Source organism: Streptomyces sp. NBC_00859 (assembly GCF_045161865.1).
Taxonomy (GTDB): domain Bacteria; phylum Actinomycetota; class Actinomycetes; order Streptomycetales; family Streptomycetaceae; genus Streptomyces.
The window spans coordinates 1,591,591-1,616,338 of sequence record NZ_CP108826.1 but is presented as its reverse complement, the minus strand read 5'-3'; the positions used below and the strand labels follow the sequence as shown (position 1 = coordinate 1,616,338).

Here is a 24,748-nt window from a genome sequence, read left to right as displayed (position 1 = left end):
GAGGATTGCGTGAAGGCCATGATGGTTCAGTGAAGTCGGCGGGAGTCCGTCCCGCGAACGCTGGATCTTCCGCGGCAGCGGAGCCACGCCGGCCCCGCGCGTGCTCCGCTCGCTGCCGCTCGGCGTACGTGGACGCCGCGCGGACGAGCGTCGCCGCCGTCCGCTGCTGGACCGTGTGGGCGGCTCGGGGCACGGCCCCCCAAGATCCACCCCAGCCGGTACCCGCTCATCGGCTCCGGCACGATCGCCCGCACGGCTGGGCTCGCTGGGACGGAAGGCGAGACGTGCGGGTTCGCTGAACAGACGCCTCGACTGGATGAGGGCCCGGCAGAGCTGTCCTGTCCCAGCGAGGTGAGCCGTCCGTCTCCGCTGACGCGCGGGGACCGGACCGGACCGGACTCGATGAGGCACGCGGGCTCGGATATGCGGTTGAGACGAAAACGCACGCACCGCAGTGCCACCTGTCCGCACAGGGGGCACTGCCCGGCCTGGGCGATCACGGGCATGCCGCCTGCGTGGTCGACGGCCGCGGTGCGCCGCGGCCCAGGGCATGGGCCGACCGGGTGCATCTGAGCCGGTCTGCGGGGGCGGGCCGCTGTGATCGCGATCTTGCCTCGGCCGCCGGGCTATGGTCCGCGTGGAAACGCTCCCCCCGAGGCAGTTCCTGCTGCTCCCGCTGGTGTCCTTGGAGGCTCGCAGGTATGCCCCGTTCGTACGGCGGGCCGGCGGACGGCCGACGTGACTTCCTGGCAGGACTCCGGTCGGGAGCAGGCGCGCTGCTCGCAGCTGCCGCCGCGGTGCTGATCATGATGATCACCGCCACGCCCGCCGCTGCGGCCGTGCCCAGTTGCGACGTCGGGGCTTACGTCACCGACCTCTACGGGGTGGATCCGGTCGAGGGCACCGTGAACGCGGACCTGTGGCTGTGGAGCGTATGCCCACGCAAGGATCTTGCCGCTGTGCCGCGTCTCGAATTCACCAACGCGACGAAGACGATGCTGACCGCGCCTTCCAGCGAGAAGGTGGGCAACGAGTACTGGACGCAGGTCAAAGTGTCCGGGACCTTCCGGCAGACCCTGGACCTGACGAACTTTCCGTTCGACAAACAGGTCGTCCGGATCCAAGTCGAGGAAAACAGGCTGGACAAGTCGCGGTTCGTCTACCGGGCGGATGCGAAGAACTCCACGTACAACCCCAGGATCCATCCCGCCGACTTCAAGATCACGAAATTCCGGATCGGTGTCGGGGACGCGCCCTACAGGACGAACTTCGGCGATCCCCGGCTCAAGCAAGGAGGCAGCAGTCACTACTCCCAGCTGGTGATCGAGTTCCAGCTGACCCGAGAGGACATCACGAGTTTCGGCAAGCAGATCCTGCCGGTGTACGTGGCTCTCCTGGTCGCCCTGATCTCGTTTCTGATCTGGTCGAAGGACAACGAGGTCGCGATGGTCGCACGGCTCGGGATTCTGGGTACCGCGCTCTTCACGATCATGCTCAACTTGCGGGCGGTCGACGAGGCGCTGGGCACCTTCCTGAACGTGACGCTGGTCGAAGAGATCCACTTCATGAGCCTGCTCTACGTACTGGTCGGTGTCGCCAACACCACCTACCTCATGAAGCTGTTGACCGATCCCATGGCACGACCAGCGGCGCGGCGCTTCAACAACCATGTTTTCGCCGTCACGACGGGCTTGTACCTCCTCGCCAACATCGTCGTCATCTCCCTCACGGTGTCGTTCTGAGCCCGTGCCCTGCTCGGCGCGGAGGCGGCCGCCAGCTCCGCAGCTGCCGCGCTCCTGACCCGTGCGATCACCCTGCGACCTCAGGTTCCGGAAAACCGCCGAGCATGCGGGCGGAACCCCTCGGGTAGTGGTGGACCTCTCCCGGCCGAGGTGAGGGACCGCTGATTGTGGGAGCTCGTCAGGCCGTGTGCACCAGCCGGAAGCGCTGGGCCAGCACCTGGGTGTCGTCGTCGACGGTGAAATCGGGGTCGCCCAGTTCCTCGCGCACCTCCGCGCTGTGCCAGAACCTTTCGTGCCCGGCCCGCCACTCGGCCACCGACGTGTCGCCTTCACCCTCGTCGAGGGCATGCTGCAGGTCGACGTCGGCGAGCCGGATCACCCGGACCTCGGTCAGTTCGATCACCGCTGTCCGCCGCCCGTCGGAGTCGACCACGGCCGACTGCCGGCCGATTTCGGGCAACGGCTCGTTCTCTCGCTCGTATTCCAGTACCAGCCCGGAGGTAGTGGTCTTGGCGCCGGACAGGATCGCGGCGACCAGCTGGTCCCGCAGCGGACCGGGGAACGCGAACTCCACCGTGGGAAGAACATCGAGGTTCATGCGACGCAGGCTATCGAGCCTGTGGCCTGAAGGCTCACGGCTTTTCACCCTGCCCGAGACTGGACAGAAGCCTCCGGACGCGCACGGTCGATTTGGCTGTTTCGCGTGGTTGTTCGCTCTGTTTCGGGTGGTGTTTTCGGTCGCTCTCCTGCTGGCAGGCCCGTGAGCAACGGCGCCGTCGAGGGCTGCCTGCCGGCGTGATGGGTAGGAGGCAGCTACTCCGTGCATCCGGCTCCGCAGGATCCACCCCAGTCAGTACAGTCACCCAGCGCCCAAGCGCGATCACCCGAACGACCAGGTTCGCCGAGACGGGAGGCGGAACGGCTGGGTTCGCCGAGTAAACGACTCGACTGGATGAGAGTGGTCAAAGCGGTCCGCGCATGACCTCTGCGCGGACGTGTACTAGAGTTATCTCGACATCGAGATATCTGCCGAGGCGCATCGCAGGCCGCGACTCGGTAAGGGTTACCTAACTAATCCTTACCTTAGCGGATGGTCGAGCAGCCGTAGGCGGCACCACGCGGCGCCGACCGCAAATGAGGCGCGGCGCGGTAGTACGCGCACTTTGATGAAGGAGACTGTCGTGTCGGCGAACAGCTTCGACGCCCGCAGCACGCTGCGCGTGGGCGACGAGTCGTACGAGATCTTCAAGCTGGACAAGGTCGAGGGCTCCGCGCGCCTCCCTTACAGCCTGAAGGTGCTGCTGGAGAACCTGCTGCGTACCGAGGACGGCGCGAATATCACCGCCGACCACATCCGGGCGCTGGGCGGCTGGGACTCGCAGGCCCAGCCCAGCCAGGAGATCCAGTTCACACCGGCCCGCGTGATCATGCAGGACTTCACCGGCGTGCCCTGTGTCGTCGACCTCGCCACCATGCGCGAGGCCGTGAAGGAGCTCGGCGGTGACGCGGCGCAGATCAACCCGCTCGCCCCGGCCGAGCTGGTCATCGACCACTCCGTCATCGCCGACAAGTTCGGCACGTCGGACTCCTTCTCGCAGAACGTCGAGCTGGAGTACGGCCGCAACAAGGAGCGCTACCAGTTCCTGCGCTGGGGCCAGACCGCCTTCGACGAGTTCAAGGTCGTCCCCCCGGGCACCGGCATCGTCCACCAGGTGAACATCGAGCACCTGGCCCGCACCGTCATGGTCCGCAACGGCCAGGCGTACCCCGACACCCTCGTCGGCACCGACTCGCACACCACCATGGTCAACGGCCTGGGTGTGCTGGGCTGGGGCGTCGGCGGCATCGAGGCCGAGGCCGCGATGCTCGGCCAGCCGGTCTCGATGCTCATCCCGCGTGTCGTCGGCTTCAAGCTGACCGGCGAGCTGAACGCCGGCACCACCGCCACCGACCTGGTCCTCACGATCACCGAGATGCTGCGCAAGCACGGCGTCGTCGGCAAGTTCGTCGAGTTCTACGGTGAGGGCGTCGCCGCCACCTCGCTCGCCAACCGCGCCACCATCGGCAACATGTCGCCGGAGTTCGGCTCCACCGCCGCGATCTTCCCGATCGACGACGAGACGCTGAAGTACCTGCGCCTGACCGGCCGGGACGAGAAGCAGGTCGCGCTCGTCGAGGCGTACTCCAAGGAGCAGGGCCTCTGGCTCGACCCGGCCGCCGAGCCCGACTTCTCCGAGAAGCTGGAACTCGACCTCGCCACGGTCGTCCCCTCCATCGCAGGCCCGAAGCGCCCGCAGGACCGCATCGTCCTCGCCAACGCCAAGGCACAGTTCGCACAGGACGTCCGCAACTACGTCTCCGAGGACGAGGAGTCCGGCAAGGAGTCCTTCCCGGCCTCCGACGCCCCGGCCGCCCACAACGGTGTGCCGAGCCGTCCGACCACGGTCACGGCCCCCGACGGTTCGACGTACGAGATCGACCACGGCGCCGTCACCGTCGCCGCGATCACCTCCTGCACCAACACCTCGAACCCGTACGTCATGGTCGCAGCGGCGCTCGTCGCCAAGAAGGCCGTCGAGAAGGGCCTGACCCGCAAGCCCTGGGTCAAGACCACTCTCGCCCCGGGTTCGAAGGTCGTCACCGACTACTTCGACAAGGCGGGCCTGACCCCGTACCTCGACAAGGTCGGCTTCAACCTCGTCGGCTACGGCTGCACCACCTGCATCGGCAACTCGGGCCCGCTGCCCGAGGAGGTCTCGAAGGCCGTCAACGACCACGACCTAGCCGTGACGTCGGTGCTCTCGGGCAACCGCAACTTCGAGGGGCGCATCAACCCCGACGTCAAGATGAACTACCTGGCGTCCCCGCCGCTCGTCGTCGCGTACGCCATCGCGGGCTCCATGAAGGTGGACATCACCAAGGACGCGCTCGGGACGGACCAGGACGGCAAGCCGGTCCACCTGGCGGACATCTGGCCCACCGAGGCCGAGGTCAACGACGTCGTGGCGAACACCATCGGCGAGGACATGTTCAACAAGTCCTACCAGGACGTCTTCGCGGGTGACGCCCAGTGGCAGGCCCTGTCGATCCCGACCGGCAACACCTTCGAGTGGGACCCGGAGTCCACCTACGTCCGTAAGCCCCCTTACTTCGAGGGCATGACGATGGAGACGACCCCGGTCGAGGACATCACCGGGGCCCGGGTCCTCGCCAAGCTGGGCGACTCGGTCACCACCGACCACATCTCCCCGGCCAGCGCGATCAAGGCCGACACCCCGGCCGGCAAGTACCTCACGGAGCACGGCGTCGAGCGCCGCGACTTCAACTCCTACGGCTCGCGCCGAGGCAACCACGAGGTCATGATCCGCGGCACGTTCGCCAACATCCGCCTGCGCAACCAGATCGCGCCCGGCACCGAGGGCGGCTACACCCGCGACTTCACCCAGGCGGACGGGCCGGTCTCGTTCATCTACGACGCCTCCCAGAACTACCAGGCCGCCGGCATCCCGCTGACCGTCCTGGCGGGCAAGGAGTACGGCTCGGGCTCGTCCCGCGACTGGGCGGCCAAGGGCACCGCGCTGCTCGGCGTCCGCACCGTCATCGCCGAGTCGTACGAGCGCATCCACCGCTCGAACCTCATCGGCATGGGCGTCCTGCCCCTCCAGTTCCCGGAGGGCCAGACCGCCGAGACACTCGGCCTGACCGGCCAGGAGACCTTCTCCTTCACCGGTGTGACCGAGCTGAACAACGGCACCACGCCCCGCACGGTGAAGGTCACCACCGACACCGGCGTGGAGTTCGACGCGGTCGTGCGCATCGACACCCCCGGTGAGGCGGACTACTACCGCAACGGCGGCATCATGCAGTACGTGCTGCGCAACCTGATCCGCAAGTAGGGCGGACGGGGCCGAGAGGTCACGAAGGGCCGTACCCCCGCGAAGACTGCGGGGGTACGGCCCTTTTTCGGTGCGCGGGCTCCGGCGGGCGCGGTGCGCGCTTTTCGGGCGCCCCGGGGACAAGCCTGCTCAGCCGACGCCGAGCAGGTGCTCCATGGCCAGCTGGTCGAGCGCCTCGAAGGCCATGCTGCGCTCCGCGGCGGCGCCGCTGTCGAACTCCTCGTACGCCGAGCGGTCCGCCAGCAGGCCGCCCAGACCGTCTTCCGCGGTGGGCAGGGCCAGCTCGTCCAGGCGTGAGGCGGCCAGCGCCTCCTGGACGGCCGGGTCGGCGCGGAACGCAAGCGCGCGCTCCCTGAGGATCAGATAGTTGCGCATGCAGTTCTTCGCCGACTCCCAGACGCCGTCGAAGCCGTCGGTGCGGACCGGCTTGAAGTCGAAGTGACGCGGGCCCGCGTAGCCGGCGCTCTCCAGGAGGTCGACGAGCCAGAAGGCCTGGCGCAGGTCGCCTGCGCCGAAGCGCAGGTCCTGGTCGTACTTGATGCCGGACTGGCCGTTGAGGTCGATGTGGAAGAGCTTGCCCGCCCAGATGGCCTGCGCGATGGAGTGGGTGAAGTTCAGCCCGGCCATCTGCTCGTGGCCGACCTCAGGGTTCACCCCGTACATCTCGGGACGCTCCAGGCGCTCGATGAACGCGAGCGCGTGGCCGACGGTGGGCAGCAGGATGTCGCCGCGCGGCTCGTTCGGCTTGGGCTCGATGGCGAAGCGCAGGTCGTACCCCTGGCCGACGACGTACTCGCCGAGCAGGTCGAAGGCCTCCTTCATCCGGTCGAGTGCCACCCTGACGTCCTTGGCCGCTCCGGACTCGGCGCCTTCACGGCCGCCCCAGGCCACGTATGTCTGCGCGCCCAGTTCCACCGCGAGATCGATGTTGCGGATGACCTTCCGCAGTGCGAAGCGCCGCACATCACGGTCGTTGGACGTGAAGCCGCCGTCCTTGAAGACCGGGTGCGTGAACAGGTTGGTCGTGGCCATCGGGACCTTGAGACCGGTGCGGTCCAGGGCGTCCCTGAACCGTGTGACGAGCGCCGAACGCTCACTGTCCGACGAGCCGAACGGGATCAGGTCGTCGTCGTGGAAGGTCACACCGTGCGCGCCCAGCTCCGCCAGACGCTCCACGGACTCGACGGGGTCCAGGGCGGGACGGGTCGGTTCGCCGAAGGGGTCGTTGCCCCGCCAGCCGACGGTCCACAGACCGAAGGTGAACCTGTCCTCGGGGGTGGGGGTGAAACGGTCCGACATACTCAGCCTCTTGTCGACGAGGGCTCGGGCGGCCGCACCGCCGGCCCGATCAATTTGTTTGCCGACAGTACTAATACGGCATCGCGGCGAATGTTTCCAGAGGTGCGCCGTCATCGTGCGGGATGCCGCCGGTGATCGGCGCAGCTGTCACGGGCGCGGGCGCCGAGGGCGTACCGTCGTGGGTACGTCGTCGGCGCCCGCGCGGCGCTGCCACTCGCGATTTGTTTTTATGGGATCGAAATAGTGCTGCCAGCGCTCCCGGTCCTTCAGCGGTTGACGAAGCGCAGGCTGCCCTTGTCGTAACGGGTGCCCGCGACCGCGCCCGCCGGGGCCGCTTCGTCGATCGCCGCGAGTTCGGTGGCCGACAGCTCCAGGGTCGCCGCCGCGAGGTTCTCCTCCAGGTACTTCTCCCTGCGGGTCCCCGGGATCGGCACCACGTCGGATCCGCGCTGCTGGACCCAGGCCAGGGCGAGCTGGCCGGCTGTCACACCCCGTGCGGAAGCAAGCTCGTCCAGCCGGTCCACGATGGCGAGGTTCTGCTGCAGATTGCCGTCGGCGAAGCGGGGCTGGCTGCGGCGCACGTCGGTCTCGGGCAGGCCGTCCAGCGAGGTGTACCTGCCGGTCAGGAAGCCGCGGCCCAGTGGCGAGAACGGCACCAGGCCGATACCGAGCTCGCGGCAGACGGGCGCGATCTCCTGCTCCAGGTCCCTGGTCCACAGCGACCACTCGCTCTGCAGCGCGGCGATCGGATGCACCGCGTGCGCCCGCCGGACGGTTCCCGCGCTCGCCTCGGAGAGCCCCAGGTGGCGGACCTTGCCCGCCGTGACCAGCTCCGCCATGGCGCCGACCGTCTCCTCGATGGGGACGTCCGGGTCGACCCGGTGCTGGTAGTAGAGGTCGATGTGATCGGTGCCCAGCCTGCGCAGAGACGCGTCGCAGGCCTGTCGCACATACGCGGCATCACCCCGGATCGCGACCGGCTCACCCAACTGGTTGGCGAAGCCGAACTTCGTCGCCAGCACAGCCTGTTCACGTCGCCCGGCCAGCGCCCGGCCGATGAGCTCCTCGTTGTGGCCGGCGCCGTAGAAATCGGATGTGTCGAGCAGGGTGACGCCCAGTTCGAGGGCGCGGTGGATGGTCGCGATCGACTGGTCGTCGTCCGATGCGCCGTAGCCGTGGCTCATCCCCATGCAGCCGAGACCCTGCGCGGAGACGGACAGTTCGCCGAGGCGGCGGACGGGAAGCGTGGAAGTCATGTGCCCGACCGTAGGTGTTGGAGCGGACTCGAGGTCAAGTGTCCCGTTCCGGCGCTCGGGGCAGGGCGGGGGCGCCGCACATGCCGAGGGGCCGGCCCGGAAGTCCCGGGCCGGCCCCAGCGGTTCACCCGCTTCCGGGTGATGGCTCAGTGGTCAGGACAGCAGCTCCACCTCCGCGAGAGTCGCTGTCCCCGTGTTCACCAGGCGGTACTTCTTGTACGTACCGGGGTGGGCCACGGAGAAGACCCTGGTCTGCTTGTCGTAGGCGAACGACTCACCCGCGCGCTTGTCCAGCGTCGTCCACTTCGTACCGTCGTCGGAGCCCTCCAGCTTCCACCCGGCCGGGGCCTTGGCCTTGTCGGACGAGGTGAGGGTGTACTGGACGGTCCGCGTCGCCGACTTCACGGGAAGGTCGGCCGAGGTGAACGAGGCGTCCGTCTTCGACGTGTTGTCGAAGAGTGCGCCGGAACCGCTCGTCGCGTCCTCGCGGGGCGACGGCACCTTGTCGTCCTTGGCGATGGAGACCGGCGCCGCCTTCTTGCCGGTGCCCCACTTCGACGGCTGCGGACCCATGGCGAAGTCCAGGGTGCCGCCGTTCTGCAGGACGTCGTTCGGCAGCGCGGTGGAGTTCCACGCCTTGCCGTTCACCTTGAGGCCCTGCACGTAGATGTTCTTCGTGCTGTTCTGCGGAGCCTTGACCACCAGGTCCCGGCCGTTGTCCAGGTGCACCGTGGCCTTGGTGAACTGCGGTGAGCCGACGGCGAATTCACCGCTGCCCATCACCAGGGGGTAGAAGCCGAGCGAGGAGAAGATGTACCAGGCCGACTGCTCGCCGTTGTCCTCGTCGCCGTGGTAGCCCTGGCCGATGTCACTGCCGGTGTACAGCCGGCCGAGCACCTCGCGGATCTTCTCCTGGGCCTTCCAGGGCTGACCCGCCGCGTCGTACATGTAGGTGACGTGGTGCGCCACCTGGTTGCTGTGCCCGTACTGGCCCATCCGTACGTCGCGCGCCTCGGTCATCTCGTGGATGACTCCGCCGTACGAGCCGGTGTACTCGGGGCCCGCCGTCTCGGGCGTCGAGAAGTAGGTGTCCAGCTTCTTCGCCAGACCCGCCTGCCCGCCGTAGAGGTTCGCCAGACCGCGCGAGTCCTGCGGAGCGGTGAACGCGTACCCCCAGCCGTCGGTCTCCGTGTAGTCGTAACCCCAGACCCTGGGGTCGTACTTGTCCGCCGGGAGCCGCCAGTCGCCTGCCGGGGTCCTGCCCTGGAAGAAGCCGACCTCCGGGTCGAAGAGCTTGACGTAGTTCTGCGCCCGGTTGAGGAAGTAGTCGGACTCCTCCTTGTAACGGGCTTCATGCGTCTTCTTGTAGAGCGCCTTGCCCATCTGCGCGATGCCGTAGTCGTTGACGTAGCCCTCCATCGACCACGACATGCCCTCGTTGGTCGCAGTGGAGGCGTAGCCGGTGAAGGGCGAGGTGTCCATGCCCTTGCGGCCGACGCCCGAGCTCGGCGGGACGACCGTGGCGTTCTTCAGGGCCGCCTCGTACGCCGCCTTCGCGTCGAACTTCACGCCCTTGACGTACGCGTCCGCGAACGCCACGTCCGAACTGGTACCGGTCATGAGGTCGGAGTAGCCGGGGGAGGACCAGCGGGAGATCCAGCCACCGTCCTTGTACTGCTGGACGAAGCCGTCGACCAGTTTTCCGGCCTTCTTCGGGGTGAGGAAGGAGTACGCGGGCCAGGTCGTCCGGTAGGTGTCCCAGAACCCGTTGTTGACGTACACCGAACCGTTCACGACCTTGGCGCCCGTGTGCGTCGGCGTGTTGTCACCGGCCTTGGCCGAGAAGGGGCTGGCGTACTCCGTCTTCGAGCCGACCTTCTCCGAGCCCGAGTTCGGGTACAGGTACAGCCGGTACATGGAGGAGTAGAGCGACGTCAGCTGGTCGTGCGTGGCACCCTGCACCTCGATCTTGCCGAGGATCTTGTCCCACTGGGAGCGCGCCTTCGCCTCGGTCCCCGCGAAGGTCGACGACGCGGGCAGCTCCTGGGCCAGGTTTGACTTCGCCTGGTCCACGCCGATGAGCGAGGTGGCCATGCGCAGGGTGACCGTACGGTCCTTGCCCGGCTTGAAGCGCATGTAGCCGGTGACGTTGTCGCCGCCCCCGCCGGTGAGCTTGGAGCTCGCGGTGACCGGGGTGTCGACGACGCCGTACACGAACATCCGGGTCGCGCCGGTGGAGCCGCCGCTCTTGACGTCCGAGTAACCGCTGAAGGTGCCGGTCTTCGGGTCCAGCGTGAGGCCGCCGTCGTTGGAGATGTTGTCGAAGATCATGCTCGCGTTGTCACCGGGGTAGGTGAACCGCATCATCGCCGCATGGTCGGTCGGCGTCATCTCCGCCTTGAGACCGTTCTCGAAGGTGACCCCGTAGTAGTCGGGCTTCGCTACCTCGTTCTCGTGCTTGAAGGGGAGTGCGCGCTTGGTCCGGGAGGCGTCCGGAATTCCCGAGGCGACCGACGGCATCACCTGGAACGTCTGCCGGTCGCCCATCCAGGGGCTCGGCTCGTGGCTGGCGCTGAAGGCCTGCAGAGTGGGCAGATTGTCGTCGTTGTTACCACTCGCGTAGTTGTAGAGCCAGCTCGTGGAGCCCGCGTCGGTGACCGGCGTCCAGAAGTTGAAGCCGTTCGGGACCGCGGTCGCCGGGAAGTTGTTGCCGCGCGAGAAGGAGCCGCTCGAATTGGTGCCCCGGGTGGTGAGGGCGTAGTCCGAGAGATGCGCGGACGGCTTCTCGGCCTTCTTGGCGGCCAGCGCGATGTCGTCGATCCAGCCCCGGAACGTCGCCGGGCCCTTGGGGGAGTCGTACGCCACCAGGATCCTGTCGACCGTCTTGCCGGCCGCGACCGTCCCGATGTCCGCGGAGACCGCGTTCCACTGGTTGACGTACAGCCGCTTGGCCGCGCCCTGCCCCTGCGGCGTCAGCAGCCCGCCGCTGGAGTCGGTGGCCTTCAGATCACTCAGGTAGGTGCCGTCGGTGAAGGCCAGATCGACCGCCACGTCGGTGGACGGATAGTTCAGGTCGGTCTTCCCCATTTCCGGGAACACCTTGTAGGACAGCTCGGTGTTACGGCTGATCCTGGTATTGACGTCGAAGACCTTGTTGTACGAGTACGCCCGGCCCGTGCCCTTCTGTGTGCCTGAGTACCGCAGCGACCTGGTTCCGGTGAAACCGGCGCCCGTCTTGGCGGTCGGCGACGAGGTGGGCCCGCTGTCCACCCGGGTGACCATGTCCGACGGCGGGGGCGTGCCCGTGTCGCCGTCCGAGAACTGGACGTCGGCGAGCTGCACCGCGTCCGATGCTCCGTGGTTGGCCGTGATGTCCAGCCGGTAGTGCGCGTACGCGGTGTCCGCGCCCGCGATGTCGTACGACTTCGTCTGAGCCCGCTTGTCGAAGTCCTGACCCTGCTGGGTGCTGAGTGTCTTCCAGTCCTTGCCGTCGGCGGATCCCTGGAGGGTCCAGTCCTTCGGGTCGCGCTCGTCGTGATCGTTGGCGGACGTCAGCGCGTAGGTCTTGAGCTTGACCGCCTCGTCCAGATCGAACTCCACCCATGCCGTGGGATGGAACGCCAGCCACTTGGTGTCCGGGTTGATGTCGACGAGGCTGCCTTTGCCCTCGCCGCTTCCCGCGTTCTCGTCACTGGCCCGCAGGGTGACGACATGATCAGTGACATTGCCTGGTATTCCGGCATTAGTGGTGCCATCGATACCGGAGGAACGTTTATGACCGTCCGGGCCTACTTCTACGGTATTACGCCAATCCGGCTGCGGTTGGTCCGCTTCGAACGAGGAGCTGAACCCCTTGTCCCCTACATGGGGTTGGGCGGGTCGGGCGACGGCCGCGCCCTGCCCCGCCACGACGAGCACAAAAGCGGCCGCCACCAGGGCGCCTGCCGATCCTGCTCTGTGCCGAGGTCTGGTCTGCATGAGGGTCTTTCCTCTCACCTAAACGCTTTGGACAACGTTGTCACGATGGTGCGCAAGGTCCAGTAGGAAGGTAAGTGGCATCCGAGTCAAGGGTGTTGACGGCGCGCGGACGGATGAATTGGACGCGCTCTCACGAGAGGTGCCGCCCGATGGGCGGAGTGCACCAGATGTCTGTGAGGTCTCAACTCGGGAAAGACTGGCGTTCAAACCTGCATTCGATCTTGCCCAGTCGAAGGGAAGTGGACTATACCTGTCGACGTCCGCCTAGCCGTGTCTTCGGCGGCGGGCCAGGGGGGAGGGGATCGGGGCGGGGGGCTTCAAGGCAGCCCCGGCCGTATTCCCGAGCTTTCCCTCCTGCAGCCAGTACAACCCAGCGTCAACTGAACGCGGTGGCGGGGCCCTTCGCCTGAGGCGAATTCTCAACGGGCGACCGGTACACCGCCTGAGTCCTGTAGAAGGCGAGGACTTGAGCATGGGATCCACCTCCGCCCGCACCAATGAGGGCCTCGGCCGTCGTGATCTGATCAAGCGGTCTGCCGCTCTCGGCCTGATCACCGTTCCGGCGATGAGCTTCCTCTCTGCCTGCGCGAGCAGTGACAGCAGCGGCGACGACAAGGTCAAAAAGGGCAAGACGAGCGCCAGTAACCCGCTGGGTGTGAACGAGACCGCCCCGCTCGACATGGTCATCTTCGACGGCGGCTTCGGCACCGAATACGCCAAGGACGCGAACAAGCTGTACGCGAAGGCGCACCCGAAGTCGAAGGTGCACTTCTCGTCCACGCAGAAGATCCAGTCCGAGCTGCAGCCGCGCTTCAACGGCGGCACCCCGCCGGACCTGATCGACAACTCGGGCGCCGAGCAGATGGACATGGGTGTCCTGGTCGGCAAGAACCAGCTGACCGACCTGACGCCGCTGCTGGACGCGCCCTCCGTCGACGACCCGAGCAAGAAGGTCAGGGACACCCTGCGGCCGGGCATCGTGGAGATGGGCCAGTACGACGGTGAGCCGTGCTGGATCCTGAACTACGCGTACACCGTCTATGGCGTGTGGTATTCCCAGACCAACCTGGACAAGCTGGGCGTCGAGTACCCCAAGACCTGGGACGACATGCTCGCCGTCTGTGCCAAGGCGAAGAAGAAGGGCATCGCGGGCTGGACGTACGCGGGCAAGTACCCGTACTACCTGCCCTTCTCGCTCTTCCCCTTCATCGGCAAGATCGGCGGCCGCAAGGTCCTCGACGACATCGACGACCTGGCACCGAACGCCTGGAAGCACCCCGCGGTCAAGGCCGGGTTCGACGCCTACTACGAGCTCTTCAAGAAGGGCTACATCCTCAAGGGCACGCCCGGTATCGACCACATCCAGTCCCAGACGGCGTGGACCGAGGGCAAGGCGCTCTTCATCCCCGACGGCTCCTGGGTGGAGAACGAGGCGGCGAAGACCACGCCCAAGGACTTCCAGATGAAGGTCGGCGCGCCGTCCAGCCTGGACTCCTCGGACAAGATGCCGTACGGCACCATCTGGGCCGCGGGCGGTGAGCCCTTCATCGTCCCGAGGAACGCGAAGAACCCCCAGGCCGGTATGGACCAGCTGCGCATCATGCTCAGCGAGGCCTCCTCCAAGAACTTCACCACCAAGGTCAAGTCGCTGTCCGCCTTCAACGGCGGCACCGAGGGCCTGCAGCTGTCGACGGCGCTCCAGTCGGGCATCGACGTGCTGAAGGCTGCGGGCGACAACGTGGTCAACCCGAGGCTCCAGGACTGGTACGTGAAGCTCCAGAAGGAGCAGATCGGTGTCTCCGTCCTCGGTGAGATGATGGCGGGCCGTATGACCCCGGCCGAGGCCGTCAAGAAGTGTCAGCAGTACGCGGACGCGGCTGCCAAGGACTCTTCGATCAAGCACTACAAGCACCAGTGAGCACGCGTCACCAGCGGCGGCACCCGCCGGAAGATCGGGGTCGGTAACCATGCAACAAGGTAAGTACCGGTTCATTGTGGGGTTCTTGACAGCCCCACTGGCGTTGTACGCAGTCTTCGTCATATGGCCGTTCATTCAGTCGATCTATTACTCGTTCACCGACTGGACCGGCCTGAGCCCGGACTTCAAGATGGTCGGCTTCGACAACTACAGCCGGATGTTCCACGACTCCACCTTCTGGAAGTCCCTGGAACACAGCGTGCTGTTCGTGTTGCTGCTGCCGCTGGTGACGCTCGCACTCGCGCTGTTCTTCGCCTTCATGCTGAATGTCGGTGGCCGGCGCCGTAAGGGCTCCGCCATCGCGGGCGTACGCGGTTCGGGGTTCTACAAGATCGCGTACTTCTTCCCGCAGGTGCTGTCGATCGCGATCGTCGCGCTGCTCTTCAGGTTCATCTACAACCCTGACGGGGGCATCCTCAACGGTGCTCTGAGCGCGGTCCACCTCGACAGCATCCAGCCGGACTGGCTCGGTGACCCGAAGCTGGCCCTCTGGTGCATCTTCGCCGTCCTCGTCTGGTCGCAGGTCGGTTTCTTCGTGGTGCTCTTCTCGGCGGGCATGGCGTCCATTCCGAAGGACTTCTACGAGGCGGCGCTGCTGGACGGCGCGAGCCGGGTCACGACCTTCTTCCGGATCACCCTTCCGCTGCTCTGGGACACCGTGCAGTCGGGCTGGGTGTACATGGGCATCCTGTCCCTCGGCGCCGAGGCGTTCGCCGCGGTGAACATCATGAGTGTGGGCCCGGGTGGCCCCGCCCAATCGACCACCGTGCTGCCGCTGTTCGTCTACCAGACGGCGTTCCGCGACGGCCAGGCCGGATACGCGACAACGATCGGCGTCGCCCTCCTCGTGCTCACCATGGTGTTCGCCGCCATCGTGATGCGACTGGGCCGGCGCGAGCGGCTGGAGTTCTGAGATGAAGACCACTGACACCCCTCCGGCCGAGGTCACCGAGGACCCGGAGCCCGTGCAGCTGACGAAGCCGGAGCCCGCGGCTCCCCGCGAGAAGAAGAGTGAGGGCGGCACCCTCAACGTCTTCTCGCACGGCGTCCTGATCATCTGGGCGGTCCTGGTCGTCGTACCGCTGGTGTGGGCGGTGATGTCCTCGTTCAAGAACGACCACGACATCCTCGCCGAGCCCTGGAAGCTGCCCGACAGGCTGCACTTCGAGAACTGGTCCCGCGCCTGGGGCCAGGCGCACATGGGCCAGTACTTCGGGCACACCATCGTGGTCGTCGGCTGCTCGCTCGTCGGTACGCTGCTGCTCGGCTCCATGGCGGCCTATGTGCTGGCGCGCTTCGACTTCCCGGGGAACCGCTTCATCTACTTCCTCTTCGTCGGAGGGATGAGCTTCCCGATCATCCTGGCGCTGGTGCCGCTGTTCTTCGTCATGAACAACATGAGTCTGCTGAACACGACCCAGGGCCTGGTCCTGGTCTACATCGCCTACTCACTGCCGTTCACCGTCTTCTTCCTCACCTCGTTCTTCCGGACACTGCCGGGAGAAGTGGCGGAGGCGGCGACGCTCGACGGTGCGTCGCACACCAGGACGTTCTTCCAGGTGATGCTGCCGATGGCCAAGCCCGGCCTGATCAGCGTCGGCATCTTCAACTTCCTCGGCCAGTGGAACCAGTACCTGCTGCCTACGGTGCTGAACACCGACCCGAAGCAGCGGGTGCTGGCCCAGGGCCTCGTCGAACTGGCCACCAGCCAGGGCTACAAGGGTGACTACTCCGGCCTCTTCGCCGGTCTGGTGATGGCGATGCTGCCGGTCCTCGCGGCCTACATCATCTTCCAGCGGCAGGTCGTCGCAGGACTCACCGCGGGGGCGCTGAAGTAGAGCTTCCGCTTCTGGTCCGCACCCGAACCGCCCGACGGCAGCCGCCGTCGGGCGGTTCGTCCTTTTCCTCCCGGGGAGGCGGCGCTCATCCGTGTCTGCCCTTGCTCAAGGTCTTGACGGGAGAGAGCGCTAAAGGGTCAGCTGAGGGTTCACATGTTGGAGATAGGGCGGGGGCTCAACAGACGCGCCCCGCGCGGGGACGGCCGTCGTGCCGTCCACCCATGGCAGGAGTGGATGAGTCGATGGAGACTCCGGGGTCGCAGACATCTCTGCACCGGGCCAACCTTGAGCGGGTCGTGCGCGCGGTGCGTATGGCGGGCTCGCTCACTCAGGCGGAGATCGCCCGCAGCACCGGGCTCTCGGCAGCCACGGTCTCCAATATCGTTCGCGAACTGAAAGAGGGCGGCACGGTCGAGGTCACCCCGACATCGGCCGGCGGACGCAGGGCCCGCAGCGTGTCGCTGAGCGGCTCCGCGGGCATCGTCATCGGGGTCGATTTCGGCCATACCCACCTGCGGGTGGCGGTCGGCAACCTCGCCCACCAGGTGCTCGCCGAGGAGTCCGAGCCGCTCGACGTGGACGCCTCGTCCGCCGAGGGCTTCGGAAGGGCCGAGGAGCTGGTCAACCGGCTGATCGAGGCGACCGGCATCGGCGCCGACAAGGTGGTCGGCGTCGGGCTCGGGGTGCCGGGGCCGATCGACGTCGAGTCGGGCACCCTCGGCTCCACGTCGATCCTCCCGGGCTGGACGGGCATCAACCCGAGCGAGGAGCTGGCGGCCAGGCTCGGCGTCCCGGTGTACGTCGACAACGACGCCAACCTGGGGGCACTCGGCGAGCTGGTCTGGGGGAGCGGCCGCGGGGTCAGGGACCTCGCCTACATCAAGGTCGCCAGCGGCGTGGGCGCCGGTCTGGTGATCGACGGACAGATCTACCGGGGCCCCGGCGGCACGGCCGGCGAGATCGGGCACATCACGCTCGACGAGTCGGGCCCTGTCTGCCGCTGCGGCAACCGGGGGTGCCTGGAGACCTTCACGGCGGCCCGGTACGTCCTGCCCCTGCTGGAGTCCAGTCACGGGACGGATCTGACCATCGAGCGGGTCGTCCAGCTCGCCCGCGGGGGTGATCCGGGCTGCCGCCGGGTGGTCGCGGACGTCGGCCGGCACATCGGCAGCGGCGTGGCCAACCTCTGCAACCTCCTGAACCCCACCAGGGTGGTGCTCGGCGGAGACCTGGCCGAGGCCGGTGAGCTGGTGCTCGGGCCGATCCGCGAGTCGGTCGGCAGGTACGCGATCCCCAGCGCCGCGCGACAGCTCTCGGTGCTTCCCGGGGCTCTCGGGGGCAGGGCCGAAGTACTCGGCGCACTGGCCCTGGTGCTCAGCGAAATGGGCGATTCGAGCCTTTTGGACGCTGCGCTGCCGACCAGTACTCCTGTCTTCACTTAGATAACGAATGACACCGTTGCCATCTCGTTAAGGATTTACTCCTTGACGCTGGCCCGGCGGCCGAGTTGACTCCAGGCACCTCGGCCGCAACGTCGCGGCCTCGTCAGGGAGGTTTCTGAAGTGAATACGCAGATGCGTCGTGCCGCCGTGGCCGTGGCCGCCACCGCGATGGCTGTCTCTCTCGCTGCCTGTGGCAGTGCCAAGGACTCCGACGGAAGCAAGGACAAGGCGTCCTCCGCCAAGAAGGGCGACGCCCTCAACATCGGTCTGCTCCTGCCGGAGAACCAGACCGCGCGGTACGAGAAGTTCGACAAGCCCCTGATCGAGAAGAAGGTCAAGGAGCTGACGCACGGCAAGGGCAAGATCACTTACGTCAATGCCAAGCAGGACGCGTCGCAGCAGAGCCAGCAGATGGACACCATGGTCACCAACCGGGTGGACGCCATCATCGTGGACGCCGTCGACGCCAAGTCGATAGCCGCCTCGGTCAAGAAGGCCAAGGACGCCGGTATCCCCGTCGTCGCCTTCGACCGCCTCGCCACGGGCCCGATCGACTCGTACGTCTCCTTCGACAACCAGACCGTCGGCAAGACGCAGGGCACCGCCCTGCTGAAGGCGCTCGGCTCCAAGGCCAAGTCCGGCAAGATCGTCATGATGAACGGCTCCTCCACCGACCCGAACGCCGCCGACTACAAGAAGGGCGCTCACTCCGTCCTCGACGGCAAGGTGAACATCGGCAAGGAGTACGACACCAAGGAGTGGAAGCCGGAGAACGCCAACTCCAACATGGACGGTGCGATCACCGCCATCGGCAAGAAGAACGTCATCGGCGTCCTCTCCGCCAACGACGGCATGGCCGGCGGTGTCATCACCGCCCTCAAGTCCGCCGGTATCAGCCCGCTCCCGCCGGTCACCGGCCAGGACGCCGAACTCGCCGGTGTGCAGCGCATCGTGGCCGGTACGCAGTACATGAGCGTCTACAAGCCGTACCTCAGGGAGGGCCCGGTCGCGGCCGAGATGGCTGTGGCGCTCGCCAAGGGCCAGAAGCTCGACTCGATCGTCAAGACCAAGGTCGACAGCGCCACCACGAAGGGCATCCCCTCCGTGATCTTCCCGGTCTACTCCCTGACCAAGGCCAACATCAAGGACACCGTCATCAAGGACGGCATCTACACGGTCAGCGACATCTGCACCCCGGCCTACAAGGCCGCGTGCGACAAGATCGGTCTGAAGTAACACCCCTGCCCCGCAAGGGAGTTACGCACCACTGAAGCCCGTCCGGCGCCCCGCCCCACCTCAACGTCCCGCTACCGGGGCGGGGCGCCGGACGGTACACCCCCGCTCAGCCACCGCGCTCTCATGGCAGCGTGGTATCCCCGCCGGTCAGGCGGCGAAGGAGATGGTTCAAGTGTCCGCTACGCCCGTGCTGGCGTTGCGTGGGGTCTCCAAGCGATTCGGTGCCGTTCAGGCGCTCACCGATGTGGAGCTTGAGGCCTACGGCGGTGAAGTGCTCGCCCTGGTCGGCGACAACGGAGCCGGAAAGTCCACGCTGGTCAAGACGATCGCAGGCGTGCACCCCATCGATGACGGTGTCATCGAGTGGGAAGGCAAGGCAGTCCAGATCAACAAGCCGCACGACGCGCAGAACCTGGGCATCGCGACGGTGTACCAGGACCTCTCGCTCTGCGACAACATCGACGTCGTCGGCAACCTCTACCTCGGCCGGGAGCTGCGCAAGCGCGGCATCCTCGACGAGGTCGAGATGGAGCGCCGCTCCCGCGAGCTGCTGACCACGCTCTCGATCCGCATACCCAGCGTGCGCATCCCGATCGCCTCGCTCTCCGGCGGACAGCGCCAGACCGTGGCCATCGCGCGTTCCATGCTCGGTGAGCCCCAGCTCGTCATCCTCGACGAGCCGACGGCGGCCCTCGGTGTGGAGCAGACAGCGCAGGTGCTCGACCTCGTCGAGCGGCTCCGCGAGCGCGGTCACGCGGTCCTGCTGATCAGCCACAACATGGCCGACGTCAAGGCCGTGGCCGACAAGGTCGCGGTGCTCAGGCTCGGCCGCAACAACGGTGTCTTCGACGTGAAGAGCACCTCGCAGGAAGAGATCATCGCCGCCATCACCGGCGCCACGGACAACGCTGTGACCCGTCGTGCGTCGCGCGGTGTGGAGGTTCAGAAGTGAGCATGGACAAGACTTCCACCGCGCCCGACCCGGTGGACGCCCCCGCTCCGGCCGCCGAAGCGGTGACCGCGGTCGACCCCCGGCTGCTGGTCCGCGAACAGGGCTTCGCCGGCTACCTGTCCGAGTTCAAGCGCAAGATACGCGCCGGTGAGCTCGGCTCCATCCCGGTCGTCGTCGGCCTGATCGTCATCGCCGCGGTCTTCCAGAGCCTGAATTCGCGCTTCCTCACCGCGGGCAACCTGACCGACATCTCCGTCACCATGGTCGGTACGGGCATGATCGCCGTCGGAATCGTCTTCGTCCTGCTGCTCGGCGAGATCGACCTCTCGGTCGGCTCGGTGAGCGGTGTGGCCAGTGCCGCCTTCGCGGTGCTGAACGTCACACACGGGATGAACCAGTGGCTGGCCCTGGTGCTCGCCATCCTCACCGGCACGGTCGCCGGCGCGATCCACGGTTTCTTCTTCGCCCGTATCGGCGTTCCCGCGTTCGCCGTGACCCTGGCAGGTCTGCTGTTCTGGAACGGCTTCATGCTCCAGATCCTCGGCGACAACGGAACGATCAACCTGCCCGGTGACGGCCCGATCGCCAACATGACCGGCTACTACTTCGCCGACGTGGCAGTGGCCTACGGCATCGCGCTGGTCGGTGTGGTGATCTTCTTCCTCACCTCGTTCGTGGACGCACGGCGCCGTGAGGCCGCGGGCGTCCCGTCCCGGCCGCTCAGCGAGATCCTGCTGCGCACCGGCGTGCTCGCGGTCGTGGCCTTCGCTGTCGCGTACATGTACAACCAGTACAAGGGCATGCCGCTCGCCGTCCTGATCTTCCTGGTCGTGCTGATCGGCACCGACTTCCTGCTCCGCCGCACCACGTACGGCCGCAAGGTCTTCGCGCTCGGCGGCAGCGTCGAGGCGTCGCGCAGGGCCGGTATCAACGTCACGCTGATCCGGGTCTCGGTCTTCTCCATCGCCGGTACGTTCGCCGCGGTCGGCGGCCTCTTCCTGGCCTCCAAGATCGCCACAGCCAACCAGGGCGCCGGCAGTGGCGACCTGCTGATGAACGCCATCGCCGCGGCCGTCATCGGTGGCACCAGCCTCTTCGGAGGCCGGGGCCGCACCTGGAACGCGCTGCTCGGTGTACTCGTGATCATCTCGATCCAGTACGGCCTGTCGCTGGAAGGCATCGCCTCGCCCATCCAGTACATGATCACCGGTGGAGTCCTGCTCGCCACGGTCGTGATCGACGCCGTGACCCGCAAGACCCAGAAGTCCGCGGGCCGCGCCTGACCGCGCAGCCGCACCCCCGCACATCGGACGCCCGGCCGGGAAGCCCTCCCGCGCCGGGCTCCCGCGCGTCCGGCAAGCGCGCCCGTAAGGGATCCCTGCACTGCGCCCGCCCGGGTCGCGCGCTCATGATGCAAGGGGCCCTACGCCGAACGGGTGATGTACAACGCACCGCCCGATGACGACTGCGCCGGATGGAACATTAGACTCGACAGACCCGGCAAGGCTCGATCACAGTTCGAACGCAAGGAGGCACGGGTGCCGCTGCTGACCCGCATCAGGGGACCGCGCGATCTGGACAGGCTGGGCCCGGAGCAGCTGGAACAGCTGGCCGGGGAGATCCGGACCTTCCTCGTCGACGCCGTGTCCAAGACCGGTGGCCATCTCGGCCCGAATCTGGGTGTCGTCGAGCTGACCATCGCCCTGCACCGCGTCTTCGACTCACCGAAGGACCGGGTCCTCTTCGACACCGGTCACCAGAGCTACGTGCACAAGCTGCTCACCGGCCGCCAGGACTTCGGGAAGCTGCGTACCAAGGGCGGCCTCTCCGGCTACCCCTCGCGCGCCGAGTCCGACCACGACGTCATCGAGAACTCGCACGCCTCGACGGTGCTGGGCTGGGCCGACGGCCTCGCCAAGGCCAACCAGGTCCTCAAGAAGGACGACCACGTCGTCGCCGTGATCGGTGACGGCGCGCTCACAGGCGGTATGGCCTGGGAGGCGCTGAACAACATCGCCGACGCCAAGGACCGCCCGCTCGTCATCGTCGTGAACGACAACGAGCGCTCCTACGCGCCCACCATCGGCGGTATGGCCAACCACCTCGCCACGCTCCGTACGACCGACGGGTACGAGCGGTTCCTGGCGCGCGGCAAGGACCTCCTGGGCCGCACACCGGTGGTCGGCAAGCCGCTGTACGAGACCCTGCACGGCGCGAAGAAGGGGCTCAAGGACTTCATCGCCCCGCAGGGCATGTTCGAGGACCTCGGCCTGAAGTACGTCGGCCCGATCGACGGCCACGACATCGAGGCCCTGGAGTCCGCCCTGGAGCGCGCCAAGGGCTTCGGCGGACCCGTCATCGTGCACTGCCTCACCGAGAAGGGCCGCGGATACCAGCCCGCCGAGCAGGACGAGGCCGACCACTTCCACGGCATCGGCCCCATCCACCCGGACACCGGTCTGCCGATCAAGACCGCCGCCGCCAGCTGGACCTCGGTCTTCGGCGACGAGATGGTCAAGCTGGGCCGCGAGCGCGAGGACATCGTCGCCATCACGGCTGCCATGCTCCAGCCCGTCGGCCTGACCAAGTTCGCGAAGGAGTTCCCCGGCCGGGTCTACGACGTCGGGATCGCCGAGCAGCACGCCGCGGTCTCCGCCGCCGGGCTGGCCACGGGCGGCCTCCACCCCGTCTTCGCCGTCTACGCGACCTTCCTCAACCGCGCCTTCGACCAGCTCCTGATGGATGTGGCGCTGCACAAGTGCGGTGTCACCTTCGTCCTGGACCGGGCCGGGGTCACCGGCGACGACGGTGCCTCGCACAACGGCATGTGGGACATGTCCATCCTCCAGTGCGTCCCGACGCTGCGCATCGCTGCCCCGCGCGACGCCGAGCAGGTGCGCGCCCAGCTGCGCGAGGCCGTTCAGGTCGACGACGCGCCGACCGTGGTGCGCTACTCGAAGGGCGTGGTCGGGCCTGCCGTACCCGCCGTGGGCCGGGTCGGCGGGATGGACGTGCTGCGCGAAGCTGGCACCGACGCGCCCGACGTCCTGCTCGTCTCCGTCGGCGCACTCGCCCCGATGTGCCTGGAGATCGCCGAGCTGCTCAACAAGCAGGGCATCACGACGACCGTCGTCGACCCGCGCTGGGTCAAGCCGGTCGACGAGGCCCTCGCCCCGCTCGCCGAGCAGCACCGGGTGGTCGTCACGGTCGAGGACAACAGCCGCGCCGGGGGCGTCGGTTCAGCCGTGGCCCAGGCGCTCCGTGACGCCGGCGTCGACGTACCGCTGCGGGACTTCGGTATCCCGCCGCGCTTCCTCGACCACGCGTCCCGCAAGGAGATCCTGTCCGAGATCGGGCTGACCGCGCCGGACATCGCACGCCAGGTCACCGGCCTCGTCTCGAAGATCGACGGCAGGTACGAGAGCGAATCGGCCACGTCGGCCGAGCCCGCCCGCGACTGACCCACGCCACACCCGCGCACGACAGCGCGGCGCCGGACGAGCCGGCGGGGCTACCTGTACGGGTGGTCCCGCCGGCTCATTCGTGTGAAAGGTCCACGCCGAGGGGTACATGGGGGACACGCGCTCCAATCATGGCGAGGGACTACAAGCGTGGAGGTAAACCCGTGAGCACCAGTCTCTTCCGGACGAAATCCGTGGAGCAGTCGATCCGGGACACGGAGGAACCCGAGCACGCGCTCAAGAAATCCCTGTCCGCACTGGATCTGACGGTCTTCGGCATCGGGGTCGTCATCGGCACCGGGATCTTCGTACTGACCGGGCTGATCGCCAAGCAGACCGCGGGGCCCTCCGTGGCGCTGGCCTTCGTGGTGGCCGGTGTGGTCTGTGCCCTCGCGGCGCTCTGTTACGCCGAGTTCGCTTCGACCGTGCCGGTCGCCGGCTCCGCCTACACCTTCTCGTACGCGACCCTGGGGGAGCTGCCGGCCTGGATCATCGGCTGGGACCTGGTCCTCGAACTCGCCCTGGGCTGCGCCGTGGTGGCCGTCGGCTGGTCCGGATACATCCGTTCGCTGATGGACACGGCCGGGCTGAGCCTGCCGCAGGCCCTTTCCGGGACACAGGACGGAAAGTTCGGGTTCGACCTGCTGGCAGCCATCCTCGTCCTGGTGCTGACGGGGATTCTGGTCCTGGGGATGAAGCTGTCCTCCCGCGTGACCACCATCATCGTCGCCGTCAAGGTCACCGTCGTCCTGCTGGTGATCATCGTGGGCGCCTTCTACATCACGGGGTCGAACTACCACCCCTTCATCCCGCACGTGGTGCACGCGTCGGGCGGCAGTGACCTGAAGTCTCCGCTCGTACAGGTGCTGTTCGGATTCGCCCCGGGGTCGTTCGGCGTGATGGGCATCTTCACCGCGGCCGCTGTCGTGTTCTTCGCCTTCATCGGCTTCGACATCGTCGCCACGGCGGCCGAGGAGACCCGTAACCCGCAGCGTGACGTGCCGCGCGGCATCCTCGGCTCCCTGGTGGTCTGCACCGTGCTGTACGTGGCGGTCTCGATCGTCGTCACCGGTATGCAGAAGTACACCCAGCTCTCCACGGACGCCCCGCTCGCCGACGCGTTCAAGTCCGTCGGACATCCCTTCTGGGCGGGTGTGATCAGCTTCGGTGCGGCCGTCGGCCTCACCTCGGTCTGTATGATCCTGCTGCTCGGCCAGAGCCGGGTCTTCTTCGCCATGAGCCGTGACGGACTCCTGCCGAAGGTCTTCTCACGGGTACACCCCAAGTTCGGTACGCCGTACCGGTCCACGATCCTGCTCGGCCTGATCGTCGCGCTGGTGGCGGGCTTCACCTCGATCAGCGAACTCGCCGAGCTGGTCAATATCGGGACGCTGTTCGCGTTCATCCTGGTAGCTGTCGGAGTCATCATCCTGCGCAAGAAGCGCCCCGATCTGCCGCGCGCCTTCCGGACCCCGCTGGTCCCGCTGGTGCCGGTCCTCTCGGCACTGGCCTCGTTCTGGCTGATGCTGAACCTGCCGACCGAGACCTGGATCCGGTTCGGTATCTGGATGGTCATCGGCGCCGTCGTGTACGTCTGGTACGGGCGGCGGCACAGCCGGATGTCGCAGCGCGTGGACCAGTAGGCGCTCCCGGTGCCCGAGCGCCGGGCC

15 protein-coding genes are annotated in these 24,748 nt (G+C 67.1%); 11 read left to right on the top strand and 4 right to left on the bottom strand.

The features are described 5' to 3' along the window. Positions 1-701 precede the first annotated feature (701 nt). A complete protein-coding gene (locus OG584_RS06780) occupies positions 702-1,742 on the top strand; it encodes a hypothetical protein (protein WP_405776045.1) in 1,041 nt (346 codons plus the stop codon). 178 nt (positions 1,743-1,920) lie between these two features. On the opposite strand, the gene OG584_RS06775 is transcribed toward OG584_RS06780, so the two are convergent. Further along, a complete protein-coding gene (locus OG584_RS06775) occupies positions 1,921-2,340 on the bottom strand; it encodes an ASCH domain-containing protein (RefSeq protein WP_405776043.1) in 420 nt (139 codons plus the stop codon). A 583-nt stretch (positions 2,341-2,923) separates the two neighbouring features. On the opposite strand from OG584_RS06775, the gene acnA reads away from it, so the two are divergent. Further along, the gene (acnA, locus tag OG584_RS06770) at positions 2,924-5,638 is read left to right on the top strand and encodes an aconitate hydratase AcnA (RefSeq protein ID WP_405776041.1); all 2,715 of its coding nucleotides are present in this window, start codon (positions 2,924-2,926) and stop codon (positions 5,636-5,638) included. A gap of 129 nt (positions 5,639-5,767) precedes the next feature. On the opposite strand, the gene xylA is transcribed toward acnA, so the two are convergent. From xylA to OG584_RS06755, 3 genes are all read right to left on the bottom strand, one after another. Further along, on the bottom strand, positions 5,768-6,937 hold the full coding sequence (gene xylA, locus OG584_RS06765; RefSeq protein ID WP_405776039.1) for a xylose isomerase: 1,170 nt from the start codon (positions 6,935-6,937) through the stop codon (positions 5,768-5,770). Between the two features lie 266 nt (positions 6,938-7,203). Continuing rightward, positions 7,204-8,193 (bottom strand): aldo/keto reductase, encoded by a 990-nt coding sequence (locus OG584_RS06760; protein WP_405776037.1) that lies wholly within the window; start codon positions 8,191-8,193, stop codon positions 7,204-7,206. 153 nt (positions 8,194-8,346) lie between these two features. Continuing rightward, complete coding sequence (locus tag OG584_RS06755; RefSeq protein WP_405776035.1) at positions 8,347-12,171, bottom strand: GH92 family glycosyl hydrolase; 3,825 nt, start codon at positions 12,169-12,171, stop codon at positions 8,347-8,349. 472 nt (positions 12,172-12,643) lie between these two features. Here OG584_RS06755 and ngcE point away from each other — a divergent pair, with 472 nt between their 5' ends. From ngcE to OG584_RS06710, 9 genes are all read left to right on the top strand, one after another. Further along, entirely contained in the window at positions 12,644-14,089 is a 1,446-nt protein-coding gene (gene ngcE / locus OG584_RS06750) for an N-acetylglucosamine/diacetylchitobiose ABC transporter substrate-binding protein (protein WP_405776033.1), read from the top strand. Between the two features lie 49 nt (positions 14,090-14,138). Further along, positions 14,139-15,062, top strand: a complete 924-nt coding sequence (locus tag OG584_RS06745) for a carbohydrate ABC transporter permease (protein ID WP_405776031.1) — start codon at positions 14,139-14,141, stop codon at positions 15,060-15,062. Between the two features lies 1 nt (position 15,063). Beyond that, a complete protein-coding gene (locus OG584_RS06740; RefSeq protein WP_405776029.1) occupies positions 15,064-15,987 on the top strand; it encodes a carbohydrate ABC transporter permease in 924 nt (307 codons plus the stop codon). A 242-nt stretch (positions 15,988-16,229) separates the two neighbouring features. Then, positions 16,230-17,429, top strand: a complete 1,200-nt coding sequence (locus OG584_RS06735) for an ROK family protein (protein ID WP_405783908.1) — start codon at positions 16,230-16,232, stop codon at positions 17,427-17,429. A 132-nt stretch (positions 17,430-17,561) separates the two neighbouring features. After that, positions 17,562-18,665, top strand: a complete 1,104-nt coding sequence (locus OG584_RS06730) for a sugar ABC transporter substrate-binding protein (protein ID WP_405783906.1) — start codon at positions 17,562-17,564, stop codon at positions 18,663-18,665. Between the two features lie 163 nt (positions 18,666-18,828). Then, positions 18,829-19,617: an ATP-binding cassette domain-containing protein gene (locus OG584_RS06725; RefSeq protein ID WP_356830350.1), complete on the top strand. Its 789-nt coding sequence runs from the start codon at positions 18,829-18,831 to the stop codon at positions 19,615-19,617. Beyond that, positions 19,614-20,900 (top strand): sugar ABC transporter permease, encoded by a 1,287-nt coding sequence (locus tag OG584_RS06720; RefSeq protein ID WP_405776027.1) that lies wholly within the window; start codon positions 19,614-19,616, stop codon positions 20,898-20,900. The genes OG584_RS06725 and OG584_RS06720 overlap by 4 nt, the downstream gene beginning before the upstream one ends. A 255-nt stretch (positions 20,901-21,155) precedes the next feature. Further along, the gene (gene dxs / locus OG584_RS06715) at positions 21,156-23,078 is read left to right on the top strand and encodes a 1-deoxy-D-xylulose-5-phosphate synthase (RefSeq protein ID WP_405776025.1); all 1,923 of its coding nucleotides are present in this window, start codon (positions 21,156-21,158) and stop codon (positions 23,076-23,078) included. 131 nt (positions 23,079-23,209) lie between these two features. Then, a complete protein-coding gene (locus tag OG584_RS06710; protein WP_405776023.1) occupies positions 23,210-24,721 on the top strand; it encodes an amino acid permease in 1,512 nt (503 codons plus the stop codon). The last annotated feature ends 27 nt before the right edge of the window (positions 24,722-24,748 follow it).

Bases quoted from the DNA above. Each gene is read 5' to 3' on its own strand.
- xylA (WP_405776039.1), bottom strand. From the start codon at position 6,937: ATGTCGGACCGTTTCACCCCCACCCCCGAGGACAGGTTCACCTTCGGT.
- OG584_RS06735 (WP_405783908.1), top strand. From the start codon at position 16,230: ATGGAGACTCCGGGGTCGCAGACATCTCTGCACCGGGCCAACCTTGAG.
- OG584_RS06725 (WP_356830350.1), top strand. From the start codon at position 18,829: ATGGTTCAAGTGTCCGCTACGCCCGTGCTGGCGTTGCGTGGGGTCTCC.
- OG584_RS06775 (WP_405776043.1), bottom strand. From the start codon at position 2,340: ATGAACCTCGATGTTCTTCCCACGGTGGAGTTCGCGTTCCCCGGTCCG.
- OG584_RS06780 (WP_405776045.1), top strand. From the start codon at position 702: ATGCCCCGTTCGTACGGCGGGCCGGCGGACGGCCGACGTGACTTCCTG.
- OG584_RS06730 (WP_405783906.1), top strand. From the start codon at position 17,562: ATGCGTCGTGCCGCCGTGGCCGTGGCCGCCACCGCGATGGCTGTCTCT.
- OG584_RS06745 (WP_405776031.1), top strand. From the start codon at position 14,139: ATGCAACAAGGTAAGTACCGGTTCATTGTGGGGTTCTTGACAGCCCCA.
- OG584_RS06740 (WP_405776029.1), top strand. From the start codon at position 15,064: ATGAAGACCACTGACACCCCTCCGGCCGAGGTCACCGAGGACCCGGAG.
- OG584_RS06760 (WP_405776037.1), bottom strand. From the start codon at position 8,193: ATGACTTCCACGCTTCCCGTCCGCCGCCTCGGCGAACTGTCCGTCTCC.
- ngcE (WP_405776033.1), top strand. From the start codon at position 12,644: ATGGGATCCACCTCCGCCCGCACCAATGAGGGCCTCGGCCGTCGTGAT.
- OG584_RS06710 (WP_405776023.1), top strand. From the start codon at position 23,210: ATGGCGAGGGACTACAAGCGTGGAGGTAAACCCGTGAGCACCAGTCTC.
- OG584_RS06755 (WP_405776035.1), bottom strand. From the start codon at position 12,171: ATGCAGACCAGACCTCGGCACAGAGCAGGATCGGCAGGCGCCCTGGTG.